The organism is Pseudomonas sp. NBRC 111130 (genome assembly GCF_001320485.1).
Taxonomy (GTDB): domain Bacteria; phylum Pseudomonadota; class Gammaproteobacteria; order Pseudomonadales; family Pseudomonadaceae; genus Aquipseudomonas; species Aquipseudomonas vlassakiae.
Genome location: NZ_BCBG01000056.1, coordinates 1 through 19988 on the forward strand (window position 1 = coordinate 1; position 19988 = coordinate 19988).

Consider the following 19988-nt stretch of genomic DNA (forward strand, 5'->3'; position numbering starts at 1 on the left):
TGCGTCAGAAGGGATCAGCTCAGAGCTGCCAGCACCTTGGCGGTGATCGACTCGACCGAGCCGACGCCTTCGATGTGGCTGTACTTCGGCTTGCCAGCATTGGCTGCCGACAGCTTCTGGTAGAAGTCCACCAGCGGCTTGGTCTGGCTGTGGTAGACCGACAGGCGGTGACGCACGGTTTCTTCCTTGTCGTCGTCGCGCTGGATCAGGTCTTCGCCGGTGACATCGTCCTTGCCTTCCACTTTCGGCGGGTTGTACTGAATGTGGTAGGTGCGGCCCGAGGCCAGATGCACACGGCGGCCAGCCATGCGGCCGACGATTTCTTCGTCGTCGACAGCGATCTCGACCACGGCGTCGATATCCACGCCCGCGGCAACCATCGCTTCAGCCTGTGGAATGGTGCGGGGGAAGCCGTCGAACAGGCAGCCATTGGCGCAATCCGGCTGGGCGATGCGCTCCTTGACCAGGCTGATGATCAGCTCGTCGGACACCAGTTGACCGGCATCCATGACTTTCTTCAGTTCCAGGCCCAATGGGGTGCCGGCCTTGACGGCGGCACGCAGCATGTCACCGGTGGAGATCTGTGGAATACCGAACTTTTCGGTGATGAACTTTGCCTGAGTACCTTTACCGGCCCCGGGAGCTCCCAGCAGAATTACGCGCATCTCGTGCTCCTCAAATTTTTTTATGAAATTCAATGGATTCGGCAATCGAGGCCAAGTCCGGAAAATCGGGTATGACCATAAATCGGTCAAAAGGCTGCTCAAGATACACAGCGCCCGGCAGCCAGACAAGCGTCCCAAAGTTGCAGCATTGCGTCGTCCGTAACCAGAACGGAGGGTGGTTGCGCCCGGCGCAACCACCCTCCTCGCCCTGTTGTGGCTGCCCGCCGGTCAACCGGCAAGGGCCGCGACGGCAGGCCTTACCCGGTGTTGCGCAGCCCCGCGGCGATACCTGCCACGGTCACCAGCAGGGCCTGCTCCAACGGGCTGTCCAGAGCGGCTTCGCGGCTGCGTGAACGGGCCAGCAATTCGGCCTGCAGGCGGTGCAGCGGGTCCAGGTAGGTATTGCGCAAGCTGATGAATTCCAGGGTCTCGGGGCTGTGCGCCAGTAGCACCGGCTGGCCGGTCAGGCCCAGCACCACCTGGCACGACTGCGACAATAGGTCGCGCAAGTGTGCACCTAATGGAAGCAGGCCTGGTTGCACTAGACGTTGGTCGTAGGCCTCGGCGATTTGCGCGTCGGCCTTGGCCAGGACCATTTCCAGCATGTCGATGCGGGTGCGGAAGAATGGCCACTGCTCGCGCATCTGCGCCAGCAGCTCGCCCTGGCCTCGCGCCAGGGCATTGCTCAGGGCGGTTTCCCACCCCAGCCAGGCCGGCAGCATCAGGCGTGTCTGGGTCCAGCCGAAGATCCACGGGATCGCCCGCAGGCTTTCGATGCCACCGGCACGGCGCTTGGCCGGGCGGCTGCCCAGCGGCAGGCGACCCAGCTCCTGCTCGGGGGTGGACTGGCGGAAGTATTCAACGAAGTCCGGGTTTTCCCGCACCACGCCGCGGTAGGCCTTGAGGCCATCGGCTGCCAGCTGATCCATCAATGACCGCCAGGCGGGTTCTGGAGGCGGGGGTGGCAGCAAGGTGGCTTCGAGCACAGCAGCCAGGTACAGGTTGAGATTTTGCTCGGCGATGGCCGGCAAGCCGAACTTGAAGCGAATCATCTCGCCCTGTTCGGTGGTGCGGAACCGACCTGCCACCGAACCCGGAGGCTGCGACAGTATCGCCGCATGGGCCGGGCCACCACCACGGCCCACCGTACCACCACGGCCGTGGAACAGCAGCAGTTCGACCTGATGCTCGCGGCAGATGCGCACCAGGTTTTCCTGGGCACGGTACTGAGCCCAGGCCGCTGCCGTGGTGCCCGCGTCCTTGGCCGAGTCGGAATAGCCGATCATCACCTCCTGCGGCCCGCGCAGGCTGGCGCGGTAGCCCGGCAGGCCAAGCAGGCGCTGCATCACCGGCCCGGCGTTGTCCAGGTCCGCCAGGGTTTCGAACAGCGGCACCACGCGCATCGGCCGGGTAAGGCCGGCTTCCTTGAGCAGCAGTTGTACGGCCAGCACATCAGAGGCCGCACCCGCCATCGAGATCACGTAGGAGCCCAGCGAAGCGCCCGGCGCAGCGGCGATCTCGCGGCAGGTTGCCAACACTTCAGCGGTCTCTGCCTGAGGCGTGAAGTGCGCGGGCAGCAACGGCCGGCGATTCTTAAGTTCCGCCTGGAGGAATGCGATGCGCTGCTCTTCGTCCCAGTCGGCATAGCTGCCCAGGCCAAGGTAATCGGTAATCTCCGCCAGCGCATCACGGTGCCGGGCGGCATCCTGGCGCACATCCAGGCGGCCGAGGAACAGGCCGAAGGTCACCGCCCGGCGCAGGCTGTCGAGCAGCGGGCCATCGGCGATCACCCCCATGCCGCATTCATGCAGCGACTGATAGCACAGCTCCAGCGGTGCGATCAGGTCGCGGTTATCCACCAGCACCTCGGCGCTCGCCGGCTGGTTGCTGGTCAATGCAAGCTGGGCCCAGGCGCGCGTCGCCCGCAGCCGTTCGCGCAACTGTTTGAGCAACGCCCGGTACGGCTCGGCACTGTCGCCCACACGTTCACGCAAGGCCTCACTGGCTTGTTGCATGGACAACTCGGCCGCCAGCGCATCGATATCACGCAGGAACAGGTCGGCGGCCATCCAGCGGGCCAGCAGCAATACCTCACGGGTCACGGCCGCCGTGACATTGGGGTTGCCGTCGCGGTCACCGCCCATCCACGAGGCGAAGCGAATCGGCGCAGCTTCCAGCGGCAGGTGCAGGCCGGTGGCGTCGAACAATGCCTTGTCGACCTTGCGCAAGTGGTTGGGGATGGCCTGCCACAGCGAATGCTCGATCACCGCGAAGCCCCATTTGGCCTCGTCTACCGGGGTGGGCCGGGCGCGGCGGATCTCTTCGGTGTGCCAGGCCTCGGCGATCAGCCTGCGCAGGCGCTCGCGCACCTGCCCACGCTCGGCGGGGGTCAGGTCGCGGTGGTCCTGGACGGCCAGCTGGCCGGCGATGGCATCGTATTTCTGGATCAACGTGCGCCGCGCCACTTCGGTCGGGTGTGCGGTCAGCACCAGCTGGATATCGAGCTTGGCGAGCTGCCGGGCCAGGGCGTCATCCTTAGGCCCGGCCTGCTTCAGGCGAGCCAGCAGCTCGGGCAAGACCCGCGCCTCGAACGGCTCTGGCTGACCGGCATCGCGACGGCGGATCAGCTGATATTGCTCGGCCATGTTGGCCAGGTTGAGGAACTGGTTGAAGGCTCGCGCCACGGGCAGCAGGTCTTCTTCGGCAAGGTCGGCCAAGGTCGAGCTCAGTTGCTCGCCAGCACCGCGGCGGTCGGCCTTGGCACTGTGGCGGATGTCCTCGATCTTCTGCAGGAACGCATCACCGTGCTGCTGGCGGATGGTCTCGCCGAGCAACTCCCCCAACACATGGACATCTTCACGCAGGCGCACATCGATATCAGTCATTGGCCCTCTCTTCGGCGCGGCTCGCCACGCTCTGCTCAGGAAACAGCACTGGCCCAAGAGTGCCCATTGCCGGGGCGCGATGGCAAGCCGCGATCGCGCAAAGCAAACTAAAGTTAAACCAGCGCAGTCCGATGCAATGCAGCCTTTTCTGGCGTTGACAGAGGTCATCATGAAAATCCGCGAACTCGCCCAGCACTGGGAACAGAATGCCGCCGGCACCCTGAGCCCCACCGGCCACGCCTTGCACTTGGACCTGGAGTCCGAGGCACGCCTGGCTGCCCTGATCGACATGTACCCCAAGCGCACCGCCGAGGAACTGCTCGGCGAACTGGTCGCCGCCGCGCTGGAAGAGCTGGAAGCCAGCTTCCCCTACGTGCAGGGCCAGAAGGTCATCGCCACTGACGAAGAGGGTGACCCGCTGTTCGAAGATATCGGCCCGACCCCGCGGTTTCTGGCCCTGTCACGGCGCCATTTGCACGACCTCAGCAATACCGGCGACGACACCGGGAACTGAGCGTGCAGCACCACGATCCGGGCCTGCAACAGGCCCGGAAACCACTCCAGCGATGAAAAGTTCCGGGTAAATCTCACTGACCGATCAGTCAGAAAAAAATGGCAAAACGGCGCATTTTTTTCGGAACCATTCAAAAAACGGTCAAGTCCCAGCCAATAGCCATCACGCTAAAACCCTGCACTCCTGCCATGTGCATCGTTGAGCACAAGCGCAGGCACTGTCAGGGATTGAGCGATGGACTGCTACGGACATCGTCGTAATCAGGAGTGATCCAATGGAACTGACCACCATCAAGACCCGCACCCCGAACCTCTCATCTACTCACGTGCGCGGGTTGAAGCTGGCCGCGCTGGCCCTGGGCAGTAGCCTGGTCCTGGCCGGCTGTGCAGGCAACCCGCCTACCGAGCAGTACGCTGTCACCCAGTCCGCGGTCAATTCGGCCGTCAGTGCCGGTGGCACCGAGTTCGCCGCCGTGGAAATGAAATCGGCCCAGGACAAGTTCAAGCAAGCCGAAATCGCCATGCACGACAAAAAGTACGATGAGGCCAAGCGCCTGGCCGAGCAGGCCGAATGGGATGCCCGCGTCGCCGAGCGCAAGGCCCAGGCAGCCAAGGCCCAGAAGGCCGTGCAGGATGCCCGCCAGGGCGTTCAGGACGTACGTCAGGAAGGCCTGCGCAGCGCCGAATGAGCGCCGCCACGCCAACCCCAGCCTTCGCAACTGATCAAAGGATGAACACTATGCGCAACTACGTCATGATTCCCGCCCTGCTGGCACTGAGCGTCGGCCTTGCCGCCTGTTCCCACGACCCGAACCCCAACCTGGAGTCGGCTCGCACCAACTTCTCTGCACTGCAGAGTGACCCGCAGGCAAGCAAGGTGGCCGCGCTCGAGACCAAGGATGCCCAGGACTGGCTGAACAAGTCCGACAAGGCCTTCATGGACCGTGAAGACAGCCAGAAGGTCGACCAGCTCGCCTACCTGACCAACCAGCGGATCGAGGTGGCCAAGCAGACCATCGCCCTGCGCACCGCCGAGAACGAGCTGAAGAACGCCTCGGCCCAGCGCGCCCAGGCCAAGCTCGATGCCCGCGAAGCACAGATCGCCAAGCTGCAGCAAAGCCTGAATGCCAAGCAGACCGACCGCGGCACCCTGGTGACCTTTGGTGATGTGCTGTTCGACTTCAACAAGGCCACCCTGAAGAGCAACGCCTACCCGAACATCACCAAGCTGGCCCAGTTCCTTCAGGAAAACCCGGAGCGCAAGGTGATCGTCGAGGGCTACACCGACAGCGTCGGCTCGGCCAGCTACAACCAGGGCCTGTCCGAACGCCGCGCCGCCAGCGTTCGCGCGGCGCTGGTACGTGCAGGCGTGGACCCGGCGCGTGTCGTCGCCCAGGGTTATGGCAAGGAATACCCGGTGGCGGACAACGGCAGCAACTCGGGCCGTGCGCAGAACCGTCGGGTGGAGGTGACCATCTCCAACGACAACCAGCCGGTGGCACCCCGTTCGGTGAGCCAGATTCAGCAATAAGGCTGGCTAAAAAGAAACCCCGCCTTCATGGCGGGGTTTTTTCATGCTTGAACACCGAAAAAAGCACCTTTAAAAGCACTCTTTGAAATACTACAATTTCCGTGTCGATAACCAAATTTACGGGTTGATACAACGATGACCTATCCTGTTCTCGCTGATCTGGCAGCATCGATCACCGACCTTAAGAAAGACCCCATGGGTACTATCCGCGAAGCTGCCGGTGAAACCGTGGTCATCCTCAATCGCAACGAACCGGCGTTCTATGCCGTGCCGCCCGAGCGCTACGAAGCGATGATGGATCTGATCGACGACATGCAACTGGCCGAGCTTGTCCGGCAACGGCGTGGAGGGCCCACAGTAAGAGTGGATATTGATGAGCTCATCGCCGAAGCCGGAGGCAGCAAAAAGCTATGACCTTGAATTCGATGTAAGAGCAAGGAAGGAGTTCGCAAAGCTCGACGGCTCGTTGCAGCTACAGTTCGCAAGAAAACTCAAGGTGCGGCTGACACAGCCGAGGGTGGAGAAAGACAAACTCTCCGGCATGGCTGACTGTTACAAGATCAAACTGAGGTCCGCTGGCTATCGACTGGTCTACCGGGTAGTCGATCACCGCCTGGTTGTGATTGTCATTGCGATCGGCAAGCGAGAGCGAAGCGCAGCCTATGATGCAGCCCGCTCCCGCCTGACCTGAGGATCACTGCACCTGCTGCGGCGTCTCCTTGCCCATGCAGCGCACTGCACGCTTGCGGCTGTCTACCAGCACGCCGGTCAGGCCTTTCTGCTCGGTATCGAACAGCACCAGCACGCCATCCACGCACTGGGCCACCTGCGATGCCGGGTCCAGCGAGACCTTGTAGTCCTCGCCAGGAATCGTCTTGAGCATGGTGAAGTCCTGCAGCAGCAGCGCATCCTCTGGTTTGGCGAAATGCAGGTAGCCGTAGTACCAGAGGGTCCCCACCGTCACGACGATGCTGCCGACACCGGTCAGGATCAGCGGGATGGCGTTGCGTTCTTCACTCATTGGGCGTTCTTCTCGTCAGGGTAGTTGGGCACTTCGGCAAGCCGCCGCAGGCCGTTGAAATGGCTGGGGTCATCGAGGAAGCGCAGCATCACCTGGCGCCATACCGGGTCGGCGAAGGTCTGCACGTGGCCGCCACGGGTCAGTTGCAGCACGCGTGGCGCCGGTGCGTGCTGGTACAGGCGGATGCCGTTGTCCATCGGCACCAAGGTGTCGTCGATGCTGTGGAAAAACAGCTTTGGCGGGCTGCTCAGTTGCCCGATCGAATGGATTGCGCTGTCGCCATCCGGTACCAGCCAGGACAGCGGCACCTGCAGCGGCCACGTCAGCCACGAAGTGCCCAGGGCATAACGCCCTACCCCACGGTAGCTGGCCGGCACGCCGTCGAACACCAGGGCACTGAAGCGCTGGCGCTGCTCGGGGTGCTGCGCCAGGTAGTGGATCGCCATCGCTCCGCCGAGGCTCTGGCCGAGCAGTACCAGCGGCTTGCCCTTGACCTCGGGGGCCTGGGCCAGCCATGCCATTGCCGCGTCGATGTCCAGATAGACCTCAGGCAAGCTTGGCGAGCCCTCGGACAGGCCATAGCCACGGTAATCGATCATCAGTACCTGGTAGCCCTGCTCCGGTAGCCAGTAGCTGCCGCCAAGGTGGCCCGGCAGATTGCCACCGTTGCCGTGCAGATGCAGCACCGTCCCCTTGAGCTCTACCCCCGCCTTGGCCGGCAGCCACCAACCATGCAGGCGCAGGCCATCGGCGGTAGTGAGGCTGATATCGCGGTACTCCAGCTTGGCGCGTTGCGGAGTGAACGCTTCGCCGGGTTCGGGATAGAACAACAGGCTGCTGCAGCCGCACAGCCCCAGCAGGAGCATGCCCAGTACCAGCGGGCGGCAGCGTTCAGAGAATGTTCGCGTAGTCGGCTTCAATACGATCCAGGCTCAAGTGGTTGAGGAAGTTGGAGAAGCACATCCAGGCCGACAGCGCGTTGAGGTCGCGGAACTGCTCCGGCAAGTACTTGGGCGGCTCGACCAGCCCTTCCTCGACCAGTTGGCGCAAGGTGCGCATGTCTTCCAGGGTGGTCTTGCCGCAGAACAGCAGCGGTATCTGCTCGAGCTTGCCCTTCTTCACGGCCAACTGAATGTAGTTGTAAACCATGATGAAGCCCTTGAGGTAGGACAAGTCCTTGGTGAATGGCAGGCCATTGGGCACCGAACCCCGGAACACCCGGCTGGCGTTGCTGTAGCTCTGTCCCATCTCGAAGCCCTGCTCGCGGAAGAACTCGAACACTTGCAGGAAGTCGGCGCCCTCTTCGACCATGTGGATGGCGCGGGTGCGGTTGGTCAGCTTGCGCAGGCGGCTGGGGTAGGAAGCGAAGGCAATCACCTCCATGAGGATGGCCAGGCCTTCCTGGGTCACCGTCGACGAGGGCGGGCCCTTGGCCAGGAATGTGCAGATCGGCTGGTTCAAACCGTTGAGGGTGGTCCCCACATGCACCAGGCCCTCATGCACCTCCAGCGCACGCACGTCACGGTTGTTGAACATGGCATCGGCGCGCACCTTGATGTAGTCGGCACCGGCTGCGGCATCGGCGACGATACCGTCCGACTCGAAAACGCGGATGGTCTCCTCGGCCTCGCCGAACACCTTGTTCAGGCGGCGCTGGAGGATGTCCACGGCCTCCTTGGCAGTCAGGTTCTTCGGCTCGTCCTTGAGGTCGCCACGCCCGTCGATATTGTTCAGGTAGTCCGAAAGCATCAGCCCCAGGTCGGCCAGGGTCGGGTCACCGGCGTGGAAGGCGTCGGAGGCAGCGCCATACAGCTCCTGCGAGATCAGCCCGAAGTCTTCGGTACCCCGGGCTTCGAGCATGCGCACGACCATGCGGTATTCGCGGCACATGCGCTTCATGATCTGCCCGACCGGGTTGAACTGGCCCAGCTGGCGGATGATGTCGCGCTCGATGGCCTGGAACTCGGCCTTCACCGCGCTGGAGTCGAATGCCAGCGGGCGCGCCAGGTAGTACTCACGGTCAACGGCGGGCGGCTCCTTGCCCTTGGCCTTGAGGAAGCCCTGGCGGATGTTGTCGTCCCATTTCACGGCGTCCAGAACCCGGATCGGGGTCTGCGCCGCGACAATGCGGTCGGACAGCGCGCGGATGGTCTGCTGGTATTCGTCCACCGGGGACTCCTTTCTAGATCAAGATACAAGTCTTGCTTTGCCTGTGCCGGCTTCTTCGCGGGCAAGCCCGCCCCCACAGGGACCGCACTGGTTTCAGCCCCGGTGCAATACCTGTGGGAGCGGGCGCGCCCGCGAAGAGGCCAGCACAGGTGACTACTTGCTACTGCGCTGGAACCGCGCCACTTCGACGAACAGGTCGGAGTTGGCCGGGTCGTCGAGGTACGCCAGCACGCGTTGCGACGGGCTGTCGATCAGCACGCCCTGCTCGCTGTCTTGCGCAATCTGGGTACTGCGCCCGCTCAGTTCCTTTTTCTCGACCGCCTGCTGCACTTGCTCGACGTCGAGGTTATAGACCACCAGTTCCTTGCCATCGACGATGTCGAAACCGCCAATCAGGAAGTTGCCGCCCAGGCGCTTGGGCACGCCAGCCGACAAGTACCAGCGGTTGCCGTGGCGGGAGACGGTGAAGGTGTATTCCTCCGGCGCCTTGCCTTTGGCCGTGGCCACCGCCTTGTACGCATCACCGCCGCTGCGGCTGATGGTCAGCTTCAGCGGCTCGCCCCAGGCATCCTTGCTGCTCCACTTGCCGAGCAATGCCTTGGGCGCAGCCTGGTTGCTCGGCAGCGGCTCATGAAAGCTCACAAGGCAACCGCCCAGCAGGAGGAATGACAACGTCAACAACACCACACGCCAGGCTTTCATCAGGTTCTCCTTGAAAGTTCGGTCACTGCTCAGGCCGAGGCCAACACCAGGTGCAGGTAACGGGTAAGCATAGCGAGCATCTGCCCATCGGCTTGCGCATCGGCATCCTTGAGCAGGCCCTGATATTCCATCTGCTCGATAATCGCCGTCAACATTTGGGCGTCCTGTTCCGGTTGCTGCGAGCCGACCACCTGCAGCAGCTGGCGGGCGCCGTGCAGCAGGATCTGCTCGTGGGCACACACAAGTTCGGCCAGGCGCGGGCACAGCAAGGCCTCCTGGCGGAAGGCCTGCTCGGCCATCATGAAGTCGCGGCGGCTGAGCAGTTGACGCTGTACATAGTCGACGGTCATGCGGGCGATTTCATCAGCCAGCCGCGCCCGCGAATGCACACTGCCATCCCCTTGGGCGAGCAACTGGCGCAGCACCACCTCGGTGTTGGCCCAGAGCTTGGCCATGTAGGCGGCGCTGCGCTCGACATACTGGGCAAAGGTGTCGGTGAGCAGGTCTTCGATGTCCTTGAAGTAGTACGTGGTGGCCGATAGCGGCACTCCCGCCTCGGCGGCCACCGCACGGTGGCGCACGCCTCGCACGCCATCGCGCACGACGATGCGCATGGCGGCGTCGAGGATCAGCTGGCGGCGCTGTTCGCTGCCTTGACGGGCGGTCTTGCGACCCTGGTACTGCACGCTTTCGGCGACGGCGGTGGCGATGCCGGCGGCGCCTTGTTGGGCCATTGCGGGTGTCACAGTGGTTACCTCATGGACAGTGGTCGACCTGTACCGGCCTCTTCGCGGCTAAAGCCGCTCCCACAGGGAATACGCAGCTCTGAGGGCCTGTGCAGTACCTGTGGGAGCGGCTTTAGCCGCGAAGAGGCCGGTACAGGCAATACAAGTGTACAGGCAAGAAAAAGCCGCCCCGAAAGGCGGCTTGTTCAGATCACTCAGGCTTGTGGGCGCATGTGCGGGAACAGGATCACGTCGCGAATCGATGGCGAGTTGGTCAGCAGCATCACCAGGCGGTCGATACCGATGCCTTCACCGGCAGTCGGTGGCATGCCGTACTCCAGGGCGCGAACGAAGTCGGCGTCGTAGTGCATGGCTTCATCGTCACCTGCGTCCTTCTCTGCCACCTGGGCCAGGAAGCGCTCGGCCTGGTCTTCGGCATCGTTGAGCTCGGAGTAGGCGTTGGCGATTTCGCGGCCACCGATGAACAGCTCGAAGCGGTCGGTCACGGCCGGGTTGTCGTCGTTGCGGCGAGCCAGTGGCGACACTTCGAACGGGTACTCGGTGATGAAGTGCGGCTGCTCCAGCTTGTGCTCGACCAGCTCTTCGAAAATCATCACCTGCAGCTTGCCCAGGCCTTCGTGGCCCAGCACCTTGGCGCCGGCCTTCTTGGCGATGTCGCGAGCACGGTCGACATCCTGCAGGTCGGCAGCGGTCAGCTCGGGGTTGTACTTGAGGATCGAGTCGAATACCGACAGGCGAGCAAACGGCTCGCCGAAGTGGAACACCTTGTCGCCGTATGGCACGTCGGTGGTGCCCAGCACCAGTTGCGCCAGCTCGCGGAACAGTTCCTCGGTGAGGTCCATGTTGTCGCGGTAGTCGGCGTAGGCCTGGTAGAACTCGAGCATGGTGAATTCAGGGTTGTGACGAGTCGAAACGCCTTCGTTACGGAAGTTGCGGTTGATCTCGAACACTTTCTCGAAGCCGCCAACCACCAGGCGCTTGAGGTACAGCTCCGGCGCGATACGCAGGAACATGGCCATGTCCAGGGCGTTGTGGTGGGTTTCGAACGGCTTGGCCGCTGCACCACCCGGGATGGTCTGCAGCATCGGCGTCTCGACTTCGAGGAAGTCGCGCTCGATGAGGAACTTGCGGATATGCGAGATCACCTGCGAACGCACCCGGAAGGTGTGGCGGGTTTCTTCGTTGACCATCAGGTCAACGTAACGCTGGCGATAGCGCTGCTCGGTGTCGGTCAGGCCGTGGTGCTTGTCCGGCAGCGGGCGCAGCGACTTGGTCAGCAGGCGCACGTTGGTCATCTCGACGTACAGGTCGCCCTTGCCGGAACGGGCCAGGGTGCCTTCGGCGCTGATGATGTCGCCCAGGTCCCAGGTCTTGACGGCGGCCAGGGTTTCTTCGGGCAGTGTCTTGCGGTTGACGTAGACCTGGATACGGCCGGTCATGTCCTGGATGACCATGAACGAGCCACGGTTGAGCATGATGCGACCGGCAACCTTGACCGGGATCGCGGCTGCTTCCAGCTCTTCCTTGGTCTTGTCCGCGTACTGCTTCTGCAGATCGTTGCAGTAGCTGTCGCGGCGGAAGTCGTTGGGGAAGGCATTGCCCTTGGCACGCTCGGCGGCAAGTTTTTCCTTGCGCAGGGCGATCAGGGCGTTTTCTTCCTGTTGCAGGTCTTGCGATTCGGTCTTCAGGTCGCTCATGTCGTCATTCTTTCCATCAGGTATTCGTTGCCCTTTCCGGGCAGGGCACGCGCTACCGGCAAGTGGCCAGGTAGCGCGGCGGTGGTGTACGGCTTACAGCCCCTGCTTGAGGCTCGCTTCCAGATACTGGTCGAGGTCGCCATCCAGGACCTTCTGGCAGTCGCTGCGCTCGACGCCGGTACGCAGGTCCTTGATGCGCGAGTCATCCAGCACGTAGGAGCGGATCTGGTGGCCCCAGCCGATGTCCGACTTGCTGTCTTCCAACGCCTGCGAAGCGGCGTTGCGCTTTTGCATTTCCAGCTCGTACAACTTGGCCCGCAGCATTTTCATGGCGGTGTCCTTGTTGGCATGCTGGGAACGTTCGTTCTGGCAAGCCACCACGGTGTTGGTCGGTACGTGGGTGATACGCACCGCCGAGTCAGTGGTGTTGACGTGCTGACCACCAGCACCGGAGGAGCGGTAGGTGTCGATGCGCAGGTCGGACGGGTTGATCTCGATCTCGACCTTGTCGTCGATCTCGGGGGACACGAACACCGCCGAGAACGAGGTGTGGCGACGCGCGCCGGAGTCGAACGGGCTCTTGCGCACCAGGCGGTGCACGCCGATCTCGGTGCGCAGCCAGCCGAAGGCGTACTCACCCTTGATGTGCACGGTGGCGCCCTTGATGCCGGCGACTTCACCTTCGGACAGCTCGATGATGGTGGCGTCGAAGCCACGCTTGTCGGCCCAGCGCAGGTACATGCGCAGCAGGATGTTGGCCCAGTCCTGCGCCTCGGTGCCGCCGGAGCCGGCCTGGATGTCCAGGTAGGCGTTGTTCATGTCCATCTCGCCGCTGAACATGCGACGGAACTCAAGCTGGGCGAGGGACTCTTCCAGGGCCTGCAGCTCGGTCTCGACGTCGCTGACGGCGCCTTCATCACCTTCCTCGACAGCCATGTCGAGCAGGTCCTTGCAGTCGGCCAGGCCATTGGCCAGCTTGTCCAGGGTCTCGACGACCTGCGCCAGCATGGCGCGCTCGCGGCCCAGGGCCTGGGCGTACTCGGGCTTGTTCCAGACGGCAGCGTCTTCCAGCTCGCGGTTGACTTCGATCAGGCGGTCATGCTTGTGATCGTAGTCAAAGATACCCCCGAATGGACAGGGAACGCTCGGTGAGGTCCTTGATGGTGTTCAGGATTGGTTGGATTTCCATGGGCGGCTGGCTCTCGTGCGAATTCGGTGAAAAGCCCGCGAGTATAACCCATCCAAAGAGCGGCGGCAGCCCGTTGGGCAGCCGCATCGGCGTCAGGCAATGCCGACCTGGTTGCGCCCGTTGTTCTTGGCCTGGTACAGCCCCTTGTCCGCCGCCGAAATCAGCTGCCGGCAATGGCTGCCAATGGCCGGCGTCTGGGTCGCCAGGCCGATGCTCACGGTCAGCAGCGAGTCTGCCGTGGGCACACTGTGCGCAATGTTCAGGCCAAGCACGGTCTGGCGCAGCTTCTCGGCGATCAGGCGTGCACCGCCAGGCGAGGTGTTGGGCAACACCAGGGCGAACTCCTCGCCGCCGTAGCGCGCCGGCAGGTCGGTTGGCCGCGAGCAGGAGCCGCGAATGGCCTCGGCGACCTGGCGCAGCGCTTCGTCGCCGGCTAGGTGACCGAAGCTGTCGTTGAACACCTTGAAGTAATCGACATCGATCATCAGCAACGACAATTGCTGCTGCTCGCGCATGGCCCGGCGCCATTCCAGCTCCAGGTATTCGTCGAAGTGGCGGCGGTTGGACAGCCCGGTCAGGCCGTCGGAATTCATCAGACGCTGCAGCATCAGGTTGGTGTCGAGCAGCTGCTGCTGGCTGACCCGCAGGGCGCGGTAGGCCTCGTCGCGTTGCAGCAGGGTCAGGTAGGAGCGCGAGTGGTAGCGGATACGCGCCACCAGCTCGATGTTGTCTGGCAACTTGACCAGATAATCGTTGGCGCCGGCGGCGAAGGCGGCGCTCTTGACCAGCGGATCTTCCTTGGTCGACAGGACGATGATCGGGATGTCCCGGGTGGCCGGGTTGTTGCGGTACTCGCGAACCAGGGTCAGGCCGTCCAGGCCGGGCATGATCAGGTCCTGAAGGATCACCGTGGGCTTGATGCGCACGGCCTGGGCTACCGCCTGATGCGGGTCGGCGCAGAAATGAAAATCGATGTTCTCTTCCACTGCCAGGCCACGACGCACCGCTTCACCGATCATCGCCTGGTCATCGACCAGCAGGACCATCGCCATGTTTTCATTGGGGGTCGTGAACCCTTCGATCGGTAGATCAGTCATTAGAATTCACCTGACCACGTCCGCTCACGCGGCGCGATTCTATACAAGTCGTCATTTTGCGAAGAGCTCCATCAAGCGCCCGGCGATGCGTTCCAACGGGCGGATTTCCACTGCGGCATCGATCGCCGCAGCGGCCTTGGGCATGCCGTACACCGCACTGCTGGCCTGGTCCTGGGCAATCGTCAGAAAGCCCTGCTGGCGCATCAATTTCAGGCCCTGGGCGCCGTCACGCCCCATGCCGGTAAGCAGCACCCCCACCGCATCGCCGTTCCAGTAGCGCGCCACGCTCTCGAAGAACACGTCGATCGAAGGCCGGTAGATTTCGTTGACGGGCTCGGCAGTGTAGGCCAGCTGGCCGCCCTGGAGCAGACGGATATGGTGGTTGGTGCCGGCCAGCAGCACCTGCCCGGGCTGGGGCGGTTCGCCTTCGCGGGCCAGGCGCACGGGCAAGCCGCAGGCGCTGGCGAGCCATTCGGCCATGCCGGCAGCGAACACCTGGTCGACATGCTGGACCAGTACGATCGACGCCCCAAAACCGCGCGGCAGGCCTTTAAGCAGCACTTCGAGGGCGGCCGGGCCACCTGCGGAAGAGCCAATCGCAACCAGCCCACTGCGCTGGGAAGCCTCGCGCAGGGGGGCGGCGACCGACTTGCTCGCGCCGGGCCGCTGCTGGCCAATCAACCAGCCGATATTGAGGATCTTGCGCAGCAGCGGCGCCGCAGCCTCACGTGCGTCACCGGCTCCCAGTGCGGGGGTGTCGACCACATCCAGGGCGCCATGGCCCATGGCCTCGAACACCCGGTGCACGTTCTGCTTGCGGTCGACCGTGACAATGACGATGGCGCAGGGCGATTCGGCCATGATCCGCCGGGTCGCCTCGACGCCATCCATCACCGGCATGATCAGGTCCATGAGAATCAGGTCGGGAGTGTCCTCGGCGCATTTGCGCACGGCTTCAGCGCCATCGCTGGCCACCCAGATCACCTGGTGCGCCGGCTCGAAGGCCAGGGCCCGGCGCAACGCCTCTACCGCCATGGGCATATCGTTGACGATGGCGATCTTCATCCCTGAGCACCTCCGATCAGTTCCCCCACGGCATCCAGCAACGCATCGTCATGGAAGCTGGCTTTTGCCAGATAGTAGTCGGCCCCGGCATCAAGGCCACGCCGGCGATCTTCTTCACGGTCCTTGTACGACACCACCATCACCGGCAGTGACTGCAACCGTTGGTCGCGGCGCACCAAGGTGACCAGTTCGATGCCATCCATGCGCGGCATGTCGATATCGGTGATCAGCAGGTCGAAGTCTTCGCTGCGCAGCGCATTCCAGCCGTCCATGCCGTCCACCGCCACTGCGACGTCATAGCCACGGTTGCCCAGCAGCTTGCGCTGCAGCTCGCGCACGGTGAGCGAATCATCGACCACCAGGACGCGCTTGCGGCTGGCGCCTCGCGCCCCTTGTGCGCCGCGTTCGATACGCTCCAGCCGGCCGGTGCTGAGCAGCTTCTCGACCGAGCGCAGCAAGTCCTCGACATCGATGATCAGCACCACCGAGCCATCGTCCAGCAAGGCCCCTGCCGAGATGTCCTGGACCTTGCCCAGGCGCGGATCGAGCGGCATCACCACCAGCACCCGCTCACCGACCAGGCGCTCCACGGCGACCCCGTAAAGCTGCTCGCGCTCACGGATCACCACCACCCGCAGGCTGCTGGCCTCGCCCTGCCCCGCCGGCCGGTTGAGCAGCTGGCTGGCAGCCACCAGGCCGATATGCCGACCTTCGTGCCAGAAGTGCTGACGGCCCTCGATCTGTACGATGTCTTCGGTCGCCACTTCAAGGGTGCGCTCGATATGCGCCAGCGGGAACGCATAAGCCTCGCCACCGACTTCCACCACTAGGCTGCGCACCACCGACAGGGTCAACGGCACCTCCAGGTGGAAACGACAGCCCTGGCCGGGCAGCTGCGTCAGCTCGATCGAACCACGCAGGTCGCGGACCATGTGCTGCACCGCATCCAGGCCGACACCACGGCCAGACACTTCGGTGACCTTGTCGCGCAGACTGAAGCCCGGCAGGAACAGGAAGGTCAGCAACTCGGCTTCGCTCATCTGCGCTACGGTGTCGGCCGGCGACAGGCCGCGCTCGACGATGTTGCGCTTGAGGCGCTCAAGGTCGATGCCCGAGCCATCATCGCTCAGTTCGAGGATCAGCAGCCCGGCTTGGTGCGAGGCGCGCAGGCGGATCGTACCTCCCTCCGGTTTGCCCGCCAGCAGGCGCCGCTCGGGCAGTTCAATGCCATGGTCGACGGCATTGCGCAGCAAATGGGTCAAAGGCGCTTCGAGTTTTTCCAGCACATCACGATCGACCTGGGTTTTCTCGCCTTCGATGTGCAGATGCACCTGCTTGCCAAGCGAACGCCCGAGGTCACGAACCATGCGGGTCTGGCCGGTGAGCACGTCGGCGAACGGGCGCATGCGACAGGCCAATGCCGTGTCGTACAGCAACTGGGCTCGCTGGCTGGCCTGCCAGCCAAACTCGTCGAGGTCGGCGGCTTGCTGCTGCAGGATCTGCTGGGTTTCCAGCAACAGGCGCTGGGTCTGCGCCAGGGCATCCAGCACCTCGGGGCTCTGGCCACTGTCTTCAAGCTGCGTCTTCAAACCGTCGAGGGCACGCATGCCCTGGCCGTGCATGCGTTTGAGCCGCTGCAAGGTGGCCAGGTAGGGCTTCAGGCGCTGGGTCTCGACCAATGACTTGCTGGACAGGTCGAGCAGGCTGTTCAGACGGTCGGCGGTGACCCGCAAGACCCGCTCACCGCCCTCGCCTGCGCGCTTGCCGGCCTTGCGCGGCACGGCGGATTCGACTTCGGCCGCGACGGCCGGCGCCATCGGCTCAAGCTCAGGCTCAGGCGGGGACGGCGGAGCCACGGCAAGCGCCGGTTCAAGCGCTGCCGCTGCCGGTACCGAGCCAGCGGGGTCGAGCAGGCCGGCCATCTGCACCAGGAACGCCGGCACCAATGCCTCGCCATTCGGATCGCCGGGGGTGGCGATGTGCATCAGCAAGTCGGTGCCGCGCAGCAGTGCATCGATGTGTTCGGCGCGCAACAGCAGCCGGCCTTCCTGCGCCGCCACCAGGCAGTCTTCCATGACATGGGCGACGCTGACCCCGGCATCGATGCCGACGATACGCGCGGCGCCCTTCAACGAATGCGCCGCCCGCATGCAGGCTTCCAGCTGGTCGGCCTGGGTCGGGTTGTGTTCCAGTGCCATCAGCCCGGTACTGAGCACCTGAGTCTGTGCCTCGGCCTCCAGGCTGAACAGTTCGAGCAGCGATGCGTCGCGCATTTGCTCTGGGGTCATGACAGGCTCCGCTGCACGGCAGACAGTAAATGGTGATTGTCCAGCACCCGCACACTGCGCCCCCGCCACTGCAACACCGCAGCGGTAAACGGTGCGGCATCCTCGGTGGCCCCCTGCAAAGCGGCATCGAGGCGATGAATGCCGTCGATTTCGTCCACCGCCATCACCACCGGCCCGCCCGACGCTGCCAGGATCAGCATGCGCGGCATCGCCCGACCGCTGCGCGGCTGCTCGGACAAGCGCTCCACACCCAGCAGGTCGGCCAGTGACAGGCAGGGCACCAACGCGCCGCGCACATTGGCGACCCCTTGCAGTACCCGCGAGCGTTGATGGGGCAACGAATGCACCGGTTGCAGGGGAGCGATCTCGGCCAGGCAGGCTGTGGCCAGGGCCAGCCACTCCTCGCCCAGGCGGAACAGCAGCAGCGAGCGCCCGGCCGAGGTTTCGACCGGGGCCGTCTCGTGCGCCAGGTCGGTTTCGATCAGCGCATAGCGATCGAGCAGGCGCGTGGCCGCCGCAGCATAGACTTCACAGTTACGACAATGGATGTGCCGTTCCAGCAACGGGCAATCCTTGCTGCCGTGGACACCGATACGGTTCCAGCAGTCGTCGATGCGCTCATCGTCTTTGGCCAGCAGCTCGACCGCGTGTTCGGCTTTCATCGTTCAGACTCCCGGCCAGCACGTGCGGCACGTTCCTGCAAGCGGCGGGCACCGGCTTCGTCCCCTTGGGCAGCCAGCAGCGTGGCCAGGTGCAACAATGCCTCGGGATGCTGCGGCTCCAGGTAAAGGGCCTTGCGGTAAAGGCTCAACGCCTGCTGCGCATCACCTTCGGTATCGCTCAGCAGCCCCAACCAGTAGTAGACCTGGGCTTTGGGGGCGAACAGGCGCAGGTAGCGCTGGCAACTGGCGCGGGCCTGGGCGCTGTCGCCGGCATTGGCCTGGCGCGCGATGTTGGCCAGCAACTCGCTTTCGCTCTCGCGCGGTTCAGCTGCGTGGGCGGCCGGTGGCACCACGCGCAAGGGCCGAGCCGATGGCACCGTCATGGGCCGCGGGCGGCTCGGTGCTGCCGCAGCTGGCAGCGGCCGTGGCGGCTGGGCGGGTGCAGTCGGCACATCGGCAGGCTGACGAACGTAGGCAAACGACTGGGCTATGCCCAGCGGGCGCATGCCCAACCGCGCCAGCAAGCTGCCTTCGGCAGGGCCGATGAACAGCACACCCTGCGGCTGCGCCAGGCGCTTGAGCACTTCGAACACCCGTTGCTGGGTCGGGACATCGAAATAGATCAGCAGGTTGCGGCAGAACACGAAATCATACTGACCATAGCGGCGGGCCAGCGCTGGGTCGAGCACGTTGCCAACCTCCAGATTCACCTGCTGCAGTACCCGCTCGTTCAGCTTGTGGCCATCATCATCCTCACGGAAATGCCGCTCGCGAAACCCAAGTTCAGCGCCGCGGAACGAGTTGCGCCCGTAGACGCCCTGTATGCCTTTGGCCACCGAGCTAGGGCTGATATCGATACCGTCGATACGGAAATCGGCCGGGCTCATACCCGCATCGAGCAAGGCCATGGCCAGCGAATACGGCTCCTCACCGGTGGAGCAAGGCAGGCTGAGCAGGCGCAAGGGCCGCTCGCCGGCCAACTCGGCCAGGCGCTTCTGGGCCAGCCCGACCAGCGCGGTGAACGAGTCCGGATAACGGAAGAACCAGGTTTCCGGGACGATCACCGCCTCGATCAGCGCCAGTTGCTCATCCGGCGATTGCTGCAGGCGAACCCAGTAGTCACCCAGATCGGCGGCATTCAGGGCGACGCAACGCTGGCGCAGGGCCCGCTCCACCATCGGCACACCAACCGACTCGACATCCAGGCCGATACGTTCCTGCAGGAAGCGGAAGAAACGTTGCTCGCTCATGGCGTCACCTGTTCTGGCGCTTGCGGGAACAACAGTTCGCGCACGCGCTCTGTCAGCAGGTCATCGACTTCTATCCGTTGCAGCAAACCTTGGGCGTCCTGGCGGACCGGGCCCAAGTAGCGCGCTTCGCCGTTGTCCAGGCCATAGGGCTGGAACTCGTCCGGCATGCAACGCAGGGTTTCGGTCGCTTGTTCAAGGATCAGGCCCAGCACCTGGTCGCCACGATAGCGCACCAGCACCAGGCGCGTGCTGGTGCGCTCGGCTGCCGGCTGGCCAAAGCTCAGCGCGCCGAGGTCGACCACCGGCACCAGCACACCGCGATGCGCCATGATGCCAGCAACCCAGGCCGGCGCCTGGGCAATCGGCTTGAGCGGCCGTCGTGGCAGCACCTCGATCACTTCGCGCACATCCAGGGCAAAGCGCTGCTGGTTGAGGCAAAACTGCAGATACAGGATGCCCTTGGCGCTGGCCGCAGCTGCCGGGGAGGAATGCAAACCGGTCATGGTGG

20 protein-coding genes are annotated in these 19988 nt (G+C 63.9%); 5 read left to right on the top strand and 15 right to left on the bottom strand.

The window, feature by feature from the left end:
- Window positions 1–14 precede the first annotated feature (14 nt).
- Complete coding sequence (gene adk / locus APH33_RS20435) at window positions 15–665, bottom strand: adenylate kinase (protein WP_028691565.1); 651 nt, start codon at window positions 663–665, stop codon at window positions 15–17.
- Window positions 666–922: 257 nt separating this feature from the next.
- Window positions 923–3550: a phosphoenolpyruvate carboxylase gene (gene ppc / locus APH33_RS20440; RefSeq protein ID WP_054886902.1), complete on the bottom strand. Its 2628-nt coding sequence runs from the start codon at window positions 3548–3550 to the stop codon at window positions 923–925.
- A gap of 169 nt (window positions 3551–3719) precedes the next feature.
- Between ppc and APH33_RS20445 the strand changes: the two genes are divergently transcribed.
- From APH33_RS20445 to APH33_RS20465, 5 genes are all read left to right on the top strand, one after another.
- The gene (locus APH33_RS20445; RefSeq protein ID WP_054886926.1) at window positions 3720–4064 is read left to right on the top strand and encodes a hypothetical protein; all 345 of its coding nucleotides are present in this window, start codon (window positions 3720–3722) and stop codon (window positions 4062–4064) included.
- A 274-nt stretch (window positions 4065–4338) separates the two neighbouring features.
- Complete coding sequence (locus tag APH33_RS20450; protein ID WP_054886903.1) at window positions 4339–4752, top strand: DUF4398 domain-containing protein; 414 nt, start codon at window positions 4339–4341, stop codon at window positions 4750–4752.
- A gap of 50 nt (window positions 4753–4802) precedes the next feature.
- Window positions 4803–5594 carry an OmpA family protein gene (locus APH33_RS20455; protein WP_054886904.1) on the top strand — a complete coding sequence of 264 codons (792 nt, stop codon included), beginning with the start codon at window positions 4803–4805 and terminating at the stop codon, window positions 5592–5594.
- 135 nt (window positions 5595–5729) lie between these two features.
- Window positions 5730–6008 carry a type II toxin-antitoxin system Phd/YefM family antitoxin gene (locus APH33_RS20460; protein ID WP_082433671.1) on the top strand — a complete coding sequence of 93 codons (279 nt, stop codon included), beginning with the start codon at window positions 5730–5732 and terminating at the stop codon, window positions 6006–6008.
- Window positions 5968–6285, top strand: a complete 318-nt coding sequence (locus APH33_RS20465) for a type II toxin-antitoxin system RelE/ParE family toxin (protein ID WP_054886905.1) — start codon at window positions 5968–5970, stop codon at window positions 6283–6285. The genes APH33_RS20460 and APH33_RS20465 overlap by 41 nt, the downstream gene beginning before the upstream one ends.
- A gap of 3 nt (window positions 6286–6288) precedes the next feature.
- Here APH33_RS20465 and APH33_RS20470 read toward each other — a convergent pair whose 3' ends face one another.
- From APH33_RS20470 to APH33_RS20530, 13 genes are all read right to left on the bottom strand, one after another.
- The gene (locus APH33_RS20470) at window positions 6289–6615 is read right to left on the bottom strand and encodes a hypothetical protein (protein WP_054886906.1); all 327 of its coding nucleotides are present in this window, start codon (window positions 6613–6615) and stop codon (window positions 6289–6291) included.
- Complete coding sequence (locus APH33_RS20475; protein WP_054886907.1) at window positions 6612–7535, bottom strand: alpha/beta hydrolase; 924 nt, start codon at window positions 7533–7535, stop codon at window positions 6612–6614. The genes APH33_RS20470 and APH33_RS20475 overlap by 4 nt, the downstream gene beginning before the upstream one ends.
- A complete protein-coding gene (locus APH33_RS20480) occupies window positions 7507–8784 on the bottom strand; it encodes a flavohemoglobin expression-modulating QEGLA motif protein (protein ID WP_054886908.1) in 1278 nt (425 codons plus the stop codon). Before APH33_RS20480 ends, APH33_RS20475 begins: the two co-directional genes overlap by 29 nt.
- A gap of 153 nt (window positions 8785–8937) precedes the next feature.
- On the bottom strand, window positions 8938–9486 hold the full coding sequence (locus APH33_RS20485) for a hypothetical protein (RefSeq protein ID WP_054886909.1): 549 nt from the start codon (window positions 9484–9486) through the stop codon (window positions 8938–8940).
- A 29-nt stretch (window positions 9487–9515) separates the two neighbouring features.
- Window positions 9516–10220: a TetR/AcrR family transcriptional regulator gene (locus APH33_RS20490; protein WP_054886910.1), complete on the bottom strand. Its 705-nt coding sequence runs from the start codon at window positions 10218–10220 to the stop codon at window positions 9516–9518.
- 206 nt (window positions 10221–10426) lie between these two features.
- Complete coding sequence (gene lysS, locus APH33_RS20495) at window positions 10427–11929, bottom strand: lysine--tRNA ligase (RefSeq protein WP_054886911.1); 1503 nt, start codon at window positions 11927–11929, stop codon at window positions 10427–10429.
- 93 nt (window positions 11930–12022) lie between these two features.
- A protein-coding gene (prfB, locus tag APH33_RS27255) for a peptide chain release factor 2 (protein ID WP_099815345.1) occupies window positions 12023–13118 on the bottom strand; the annotation gives its coding sequence in 2 pieces (ribosomal slippage) (window positions 12023–13045 and window positions 13047–13118; 1095 coding nt in all).
- A gap of 92 nt (window positions 13119–13210) precedes the next feature.
- Window positions 13211–14215 carry a PleD family two-component system response regulator gene (locus APH33_RS20505; RefSeq protein WP_054886913.1) on the bottom strand — a complete coding sequence of 335 codons (1005 nt, stop codon included), beginning with the start codon at window positions 14213–14215 and terminating at the stop codon, window positions 13211–13213.
- A gap of 51 nt (window positions 14216–14266) precedes the next feature.
- Window positions 14267–15280, bottom strand: a complete 1014-nt coding sequence (locus APH33_RS20510; protein WP_054886914.1) for a chemotaxis response regulator protein-glutamate methylesterase — start codon at window positions 15278–15280, stop codon at window positions 14267–14269.
- Window positions 15277–17568 carry a hybrid sensor histidine kinase/response regulator gene (locus APH33_RS20515; RefSeq protein ID WP_054886915.1) on the bottom strand — a complete coding sequence of 764 codons (2292 nt, stop codon included), beginning with the start codon at window positions 17566–17568 and terminating at the stop codon, window positions 15277–15279. Before APH33_RS20515 ends, APH33_RS20510 begins: the two co-directional genes overlap by 4 nt.
- Window positions 17565–18230: a chemotaxis protein CheW gene (locus APH33_RS20520; RefSeq protein ID WP_054886916.1), complete on the bottom strand. Its 666-nt coding sequence runs from the start codon at window positions 18228–18230 to the stop codon at window positions 17565–17567. The genes APH33_RS20515 and APH33_RS20520 overlap by 4 nt, the downstream gene beginning before the upstream one ends.
- Window positions 18227–19480 (bottom strand): protein-glutamate O-methyltransferase CheR, encoded by a 1254-nt coding sequence (locus APH33_RS20525; protein ID WP_054886917.1) that lies wholly within the window; start codon window positions 19478–19480, stop codon window positions 18227–18229. The genes APH33_RS20520 and APH33_RS20525 overlap by 4 nt, the downstream gene beginning before the upstream one ends.
- Window positions 19477–19983: a chemotaxis protein CheW gene (locus APH33_RS20530; protein WP_054886918.1), complete on the bottom strand. Its 507-nt coding sequence runs from the start codon at window positions 19981–19983 to the stop codon at window positions 19477–19479. The genes APH33_RS20525 and APH33_RS20530 overlap by 4 nt, the downstream gene beginning before the upstream one ends.
- Between the last annotated feature and the right edge of the window lie 5 nt (window positions 19984–19988).